Origin of the sequence: Streptomyces lunalinharesii (assembly GCF_039532155.1) — a bacterium.
GTDB classification, from domain to species: domain Bacteria; phylum Actinomycetota; class Actinomycetes; order Streptomycetales; family Streptomycetaceae; genus Streptomyces; species Streptomyces lunalinharesii.
Genome location: NZ_BAAARK010000065.1, coordinates 21,002 through 27,203, shown reverse-complemented (window position 1 = coordinate 27,203; position 6,202 = coordinate 21,002). Strand labels below are relative to the sequence as shown.

Here is a 6,202-nt window from a genome sequence, read left to right as displayed (position 1 = left end):
CGGCTCGATCAGCAACCACAGTTCATCCGACACGATCCACGGCCGTGCCTGTCTCTTCCCCACGACCAGACCAACGAGCGGACAAGCCAACAGTCACATGATCAACCACTTCTGTTAGGACCTCTAACACCAACCACTGACATGAAGGAGAGAAGGAGGGTTGTCGAAGTTCCAGATACCCCTTGCCCATGGCCTCTGACCTGCGACTTTAAGTCCTTCATCAAGGACGCCCGGCGTAGGGGGATTGGTAGGAGAAACAGTAGGACGCGCGGCAGGGGGCGTGCCGTGTGAGCCTCTTCAAAGCCCTCTCAGCACGGGCACTTACCAAGGGCCGGCGGTGAGGCGGGACGAGCGCGTGGAGCAGGCCGTGCCGGCACGGTACGCGGCTCGGGCGCCTGCAGGCGGGCGGCCTGCTGGGCGACCTGGAGTACCGGGTGCACTCCGTCGGCGTTGTCCCCTTCGACATGGCGGTCCGCGCGAACGCGGGAGTGGTCGGCCGCCGTGGTGAACGCCTGCTGGACGAGGCGCAGTCGCTCGGCCGTGAGATGAGGGCTTCCACGTCCGTGCGGGCGAGCCAGTGCCATCGCTCTCTGGCAGCACCTCGACAGCCACCCGAACGACGCCACTGAGCACCAGTGAACACGCACCAGCCGACAAGTACTGGCCCTACTCGGATGACCGCCTCTCAGCCCCCCCGCAACCGCCGGGGGCTTCGTCGTGCTGCCCGGAGTACACCGTGCCCACGTACAAGGCACTCCCCCGCTTCACCACCGACCTCCAGCACCTCACCCCCGTCCAACGCCGGCGCTTCCGCGACGTCGTCCAGGAATCCTTCGTTCCAGACCTGCGCACCGGAATGTTCCGTCCTGGCCTGCGCGAAGGGCGCGGGTTCGCGGAATCTCGGAGCGCTGAACACGCGAACCCGCACGTCAGTGCTCTCTGACGAGAGCTGGACGTGCGGGTTCGCGTGCCCGGGGCGCCGTCTCTTCCGGTCGGTGCTTGTGCCGTTGAAGGCCACCCTGGGCTTCCTGCTCTCCGTGATCGCCGCCCTGGGTGCGGTCGTTGCGGTCTTCCAGTGGGGCTGGCTGTCGCCGCTGGTCGGCGTCGAGGAGACCGGGCCGATCATGAGCATGATGCCGATCTTCATGGTGGGTGGGGTCTTCGGCCTCGCGATGGACTACGAGGTCTTCCTCGTGACCCGGATGCGGGAAGCCTTCGTCCACGGCGAGCGACCGGGCCAGGCGATCGTGACCGGCTTCCGCCACGGCGCACGGGTCGTGACCGCCGCGGCGATCATCATGATCAGCGTCTTCGCCGGGTTCATCGGCTCGTCGGAACCGATGATCAAGATGATGGGCTTCGGCCTGGCGATCGCGGTCTCCTTCGACGCGTTCGTGGTACGGATGGCGATCGTGCCGGCGGTGCTGTCGCTGCTGGGCAAGGCGGCGTGGTGGTTGCCGGCGTGGCTGGACCGCATCCTGCCGAACGTCGACGTCGAAGGCGAGAAGCTGAACGCCGCCCCTGTCGCGGCGGGCGACCACGGCGCCTCCACCGAACCGCAGCTGACACGCATCTGACACGGGCCCCGTCGGCAGTGCTCGGGCCGAGTCGGGGACTGTGGCCGAGTGGCCGGAGTGCGGCGAGTGACCTCCGGGGGAGGTTGCGGTCGATTGCCTGGCGCCGCATCTGCGTCGCGCGCAAGGCGTAGAGGGCCAACAGCTTTGCCAAAGCGATTCCCGAACGAGCGTTCAACAGGTTCAACAATGCCGCGAGCGGAAGCCCCTTGTTGGCCATCTCCCTGTGGTGTGTGGTGGAGATCTCGGCTTACTGCACTGCCGCTTTGGGAGTCCAGGCCACGGCCTGGACACGAGCCTGCCGCAGCTGTCGGCGCCTCATCGGCCAGTCCCGGCGCGTTGGTTCGCATCTGACGGTCTTCAGGTGCGTGGGAACAGTGGGTCATCCGGCTGGTGTGTCCGCGCAGAAAGGAGGCGGACCTGCCGTAATGGAGGAAACGCATGGTGAACAGCCAGTTCGATACGACGGTGGCCGTCTACGAACTCAGCATGGCGGAGATGCCGTTCCGCGAGCACATCGAGGCACACAGCTTGTTGAAGGCCGTGGGTGATCTGCACGGCCTGTCGGTACTGGACCTGAGCTGCGGCAGCGGGCTGTACGCACGGCGATTGCGCACAGCGGGTGCAGCACAGGTGGTCGGCGTGGACGAGTCCGAAGCCATGATCGATCACGCCCGCCAGCGCGAGGAGCAGGAAGAACTCGGCATCCGGTACGTGGCGGGCAATGCCGCTGAACCGATCCCCGGGATGGACGGGCGGTTCGATGTGGTCACGGCCGTGTACGTGCTGCCGCACGCGCCCACCAAAGACGTTCTGGAAGGGATGTGCGCAACCGCACGGCGGGCTCTGCGGCCCGACGGAGGCCGGTTCGTTGCCGCCACGCTCAACCCCGACTTCGCCACGGATCCGCAGTGGTAGCGGCGTTACGGGGTGCAGCTGACCGCATCCGAGCCCCGCGGCGAGGGCAGCAAAGGGCGTCTGTCGGCATGGGTCGGCCAGGAGGTCCTGGAGGTGGACTTCTTCTGCTGGTCGGCCGCCGCCCACGAACGCGCCTTGCACCTGGCAGGGTTCGACCGCGTCTCCTGGATCCGCCCGGAAGTCTCCGACGAGGGAACCAAGCTCCACGGCAGCGCGTTGTGGCGCAACTATCTGGCCAACCCGCACGCGCTCATCCTCGACTCCGTGGCCGGCCCTTACCCGGGTTCCGGCATGGCCAACTGACAGGAACGGACACGTAACATGTCGTCTGATCTCCTGGTTCGGCCCTGCACACAGCTGGTGGAAAAGGCCGAACACGCCCTCTTGGGACTCTCCCCCCCTCAACGGCTACTACTCGACCCGCACCGTGGAAACCCTGGTGGACTGGGCCTGCACGCACTTCAAGACGGTGGACGTCGTTGTCCCCGGCTACGAAGCCGCCCACACCCTGACCGCCGCGGGCGTGAAGGTGCCCGAGGCCGTCCACCGTACCCGCCGCGCGCTGAGCCGCCTGCGCGTCCCCGCACGCCGCGCACTGTCCCGGGCCGGGTATCGCCACTCCGAACAACACGTGCACACCTGGACCCAGCTCGCCAACCGCGCGCCCTACACCGCCTCCCGCATGCGGGCGGAGACCGCCTACCGCGACGGCTCAGCGCTACGTCGCGCGGTACGCCACACCGCCCGCTCCGCCATCCAGCACGCCGCCGGCGGACAGGAGCCGACCGAGCAGCAGATCGACCAGGCCGTGGACTACGTACTGGCCGAACTCCCGCTGGTCACCGATGCCCCCGTGGTGTTCAACACCAAAACCTCGGTGTTCGTCTACCACCGCCGGATCGACATCATCGAGCCCCTGCTGTCGGGAGAGGCCAGCTCGCTGCGCCCGGCCGACGGTCAAGGCTGTGCGGTGGTGACCGTCAACCGGGTGCGGCACGTCATCAGCCCCCGGGTTCATGCCGGTCAAGGGGCTCGGTGGTGCCGTGTGGGATATGCGCCGCAAGCCTCAGAAGTCTTGCGGCGGCATGGACCTCTTCACGCTCCCGACCGCTCTCATCGAGAGGTGTTTTCATGAGCACGTCATATTCGGCAGGGTCAATGGATTCCTCTGCTGGTGTGCGGCACCCCGCGGAACCGTGGCGGATCAAGAGCGTTGAGCCGATTCGTCTCACAAGTCCCGACGAGCGCAGGGCCGCCCTGTCCGCAGCAGGCTACAACGTGGGTCTGCTGCCGGCCGAGCTGGTGTACATCGACCTCTATACCGACTCGGGGACCAGCGCGATGTCGGACCGGCAGTGGGCGGCCGTGATGCTCGGCGACGAGTCATATGCGGGGTCACGGAGCTTCTACCGCTTCGAGGCGGCGGTACGCGACCACTACGGCTACGAGCATGTGATCCCCACACATCAGGGGCGGGCGGCGGAGAACATCCTCTCGCGCTGCCTGATACGTCCGGGCCATCACGTCCCGGGGAACATGTACTTCACCACCACGCGTGAGCATCAGGAGCTCAACGGGGGGACCTTCCACGACGTCATCGTCGACGAGGCCCATGACCCGACGGCGGATTTGCCGTTCAAGGGGAACGTCGATCTCACCAAGCTGCAGCAGCTCATCGACAAGGTGGGGGCCGAGCAGATCCCGTACGTCTCCCTGGCCGCGACGGTCAACATGGCCGGGGGCCAGCCCATCAGCATGGCCAACCTGGCCGAGGTCCGCGAACTGACCCGGCGGCACGGGATCTTGGTGATCCTCGATGCGGCCCGCGCGGTGGAGAACGCCTGGTTCGTCAAGCAGCGTGAACCCGGTTGGGGCGAGCGGACGGTGGCGGACATTCTGCGGGAGATCTGCGCGCTGACCGACGGCGCCACCATGTCGGCGAAGAAGGACAGCTTCGCCAACATCGGCGGCTGGCTCGCCGTGCGCGATCCCCGCCTCGCCGAGCAGGCGCGCAACCTGGTCGTCGTCTACGAGGGCCTGCACACCTACGGCGGGATGGCGGGCCGTGATCTGGAGGCGGTGGCGCAGGGCATCGAGGAGTCGGTGCGGGAGGACAGCATCCGCACGCGTGTGGAGCAAGTGGCCTACCTGGCCGGCCGGATCGCCGGGGCGGGTGTGCCGATCGTGCGCCCGGTGGGCGGGCACGCGGTGTGCCTGGACGCGACCGCCTTCCTCCCGAGCGTGCCACGTGAGGAGTTTCCCGCCCAGACGCTGACCTGCGCGCTCTACCTCGACGCCGGGATCCGGTCCTGTGAGCGGGGCGCGGTGTCGGCCGGCCGTGACCCGGTCACCGGCGAGAACCGGTATCCGAGCCTGGAGCTGGTCCGGCTCACCATTCCGCGCCGCGCCTACACACAAGGCCACATGGATGTCGTGGCCGACAGCGTGATCCGGCTGTACGAGCAGCGGGAAACGCTGCGCTCGGGTGTGGAGTTCACTCACGAGCCGTCGACGCTGCGGTTCTTCCAGTCCCGCTTCCGGCCGCTCAGCGCCGACCCGCTCTTCGGCCCCGCCACCGAGTAGGCCCAGTGCGGCGATCGCACGCACACGAGGTACCTCCGCCCTCGCCGCCTTTGGCTGCACCGACGTCTCGTAAGGAGCACACCATGCCCGAGCAGCCCCCGCCCACCACCCCCCTGCTGCCCACCCCACTGATGGAACTCGCTTCGGGGTTCTGGAGCTTCAAGACCTACGCCGGAGCCATCGAGATCGGTCTGTTCGACCTGCTCGCCGACGGGCGCGGGCTGACCGTGGAGGAGGTGTCCGAGCAGCTGGGAATCGAACTGCGGCCGGCCGACCTGCTCTTGGCGGGCTGCGCCTCCCTGGGCCTGCTGGACAAGCATGGAGACCGGTACCGCAATGCGGCGCTGGCCGAGGAGTTCCTGGTCACCAAACGCCCCTACTACTTCGGAGGATTCGTCCGGTACCTGGACCGCAGGGAGTATCCGGCCTGGCAGCATTTCGTGCGGGCGCTGCGCACGAACCGGCCCACCACCTGGGCGCCGGGTGCGCAGGAGTCGCTCTTCGACACCGAGGATCCGGAGACTCTGCAGCTGTTCTGGGACTGCATGTTCTCCATCTCCGTCTTCACCGCGCGCGCTCTGGCCGAGGTGTACGACTTCACCCGGCATACCCGGCTGCTGGACGTCGGCGGCGGGGCCGGTGCGTTCCCGCTGGAGCTGTGCGGCCGGTTCAAGAACCTGTCGGCGACCGTGCTGGATCTGCCGCCGGTGTGTGAGCTGGCCCGCCAGAAGATCTCCGAGGCGCAGCTGGAGGGCATCGTCGACGCACGGCCCGGCGACTTCCACCATGATCCGGCTTTGCCGGCGGGCTATGACGCCATCGTGCTGAGCATGATCCTGCACGACTGGGACGAGGACGCCAACCGGGTGCTGCTGCGCAAGTGCCGCGCCGCGCTTCCGTCCGGTGGTGTGGTGCTGATCTGTGAACTGCTGCTCAATGACGAGCGCACCGGGCCGCCCACCGCCGCCCTGATGGGCATGAACATGCTCATCGAGACAGAGGGCGGCAAGAACTACTCCGGCGCCGAATACCGCACCTGGCTGCTGGACGCGGGCTTCACCCGCGTCGAGGTCCTTCCGCTGGCTGCAGCCGGTGCCAACGGCGTCGTCATCGGCTACGTCAGCTAG

General features: G+C 67.5%; 6 protein-coding genes and 1 pseudogene. All 7 read left to right on the top strand.

Annotated features, from left to right (window positions below; translation table 11 throughout):
- The first annotated feature begins 736 nt into the window (after nucleotides 1-736).
- The 7 genes and pseudogenes from ABD385_RS39435 to ABD385_RS39405 all read left to right on the top strand — a co-directional run bounded on the left by ABD385_RS39435 (nucleotide 737) and on the right by ABD385_RS39405 (nucleotide 6,202).
- Nucleotides 737-943: a hypothetical protein gene (locus tag ABD385_RS39435; protein WP_344584870.1), complete on the top strand. Its 207-nt coding sequence runs from the start codon at nucleotides 737-739 to the stop codon at nucleotides 941-943.
- 40 nt (nucleotides 944-983) lie between these two features.
- Nucleotides 984-1,577 (top strand): annotated as a pseudogene (locus ABD385_RS39430) (MMPL family transporter); the annotation flags it as partial.
- A gap of 438 nt (nucleotides 1,578-2,015) precedes the next feature.
- Nucleotides 2,016-2,492 carry a class I SAM-dependent methyltransferase gene (locus tag ABD385_RS39425; RefSeq protein WP_344584868.1) on the top strand — a complete coding sequence of 159 codons (477 nt, stop codon included), beginning with the start codon at nucleotides 2,016-2,018 and terminating at the stop codon, nucleotides 2,490-2,492.
- Between the two features lie 12 nt (nucleotides 2,493-2,504).
- Nucleotides 2,505-2,795, top strand: a complete 291-nt coding sequence (locus ABD385_RS39420) for a hypothetical protein (protein WP_344584867.1) — start codon at nucleotides 2,505-2,507, stop codon at nucleotides 2,793-2,795.
- A complete protein-coding gene (locus ABD385_RS39415) occupies nucleotides 2,722-3,627 on the top strand; it encodes a tRNA-dependent cyclodipeptide synthase (RefSeq protein WP_344584872.1) in 906 nt (301 codons plus the stop codon). Before ABD385_RS39420 ends, ABD385_RS39415 begins: the two co-directional genes overlap by 74 nt.
- Nucleotides 3,624-5,075: a tryptophanase gene (locus ABD385_RS39410; protein ID WP_344584866.1), complete on the top strand. Its 1,452-nt coding sequence runs from the start codon at nucleotides 3,624-3,626 to the stop codon at nucleotides 5,073-5,075. The genes ABD385_RS39415 and ABD385_RS39410 overlap by 4 nt, the downstream gene beginning before the upstream one ends.
- Before the next feature lie 83 nt (nucleotides 5,076-5,158).
- On the top strand, nucleotides 5,159-6,202 hold the full coding sequence (locus ABD385_RS39405) for a methyltransferase (protein WP_344584864.1): 1,044 nt from the start codon (nucleotides 5,159-5,161) through the stop codon (nucleotides 6,200-6,202).

Coding starts and splice junctions, on each gene's coding strand:
- ABD385_RS39425 (WP_344584868.1), top strand. CDS start 2,016: ATGGTGAACAGCCAGTTCGATACGACGGTGGCCGTCTACGAACTCAGC.
- ABD385_RS39410 (WP_344584866.1), top strand. CDS start 3,624: ATGAGCACGTCATATTCGGCAGGGTCAATGGATTCCTCTGCTGGTGTG.
- ABD385_RS39405 (WP_344584864.1), top strand. CDS start 5,159: ATGCCCGAGCAGCCCCCGCCCACCACCCCCCTGCTGCCCACCCCACTG.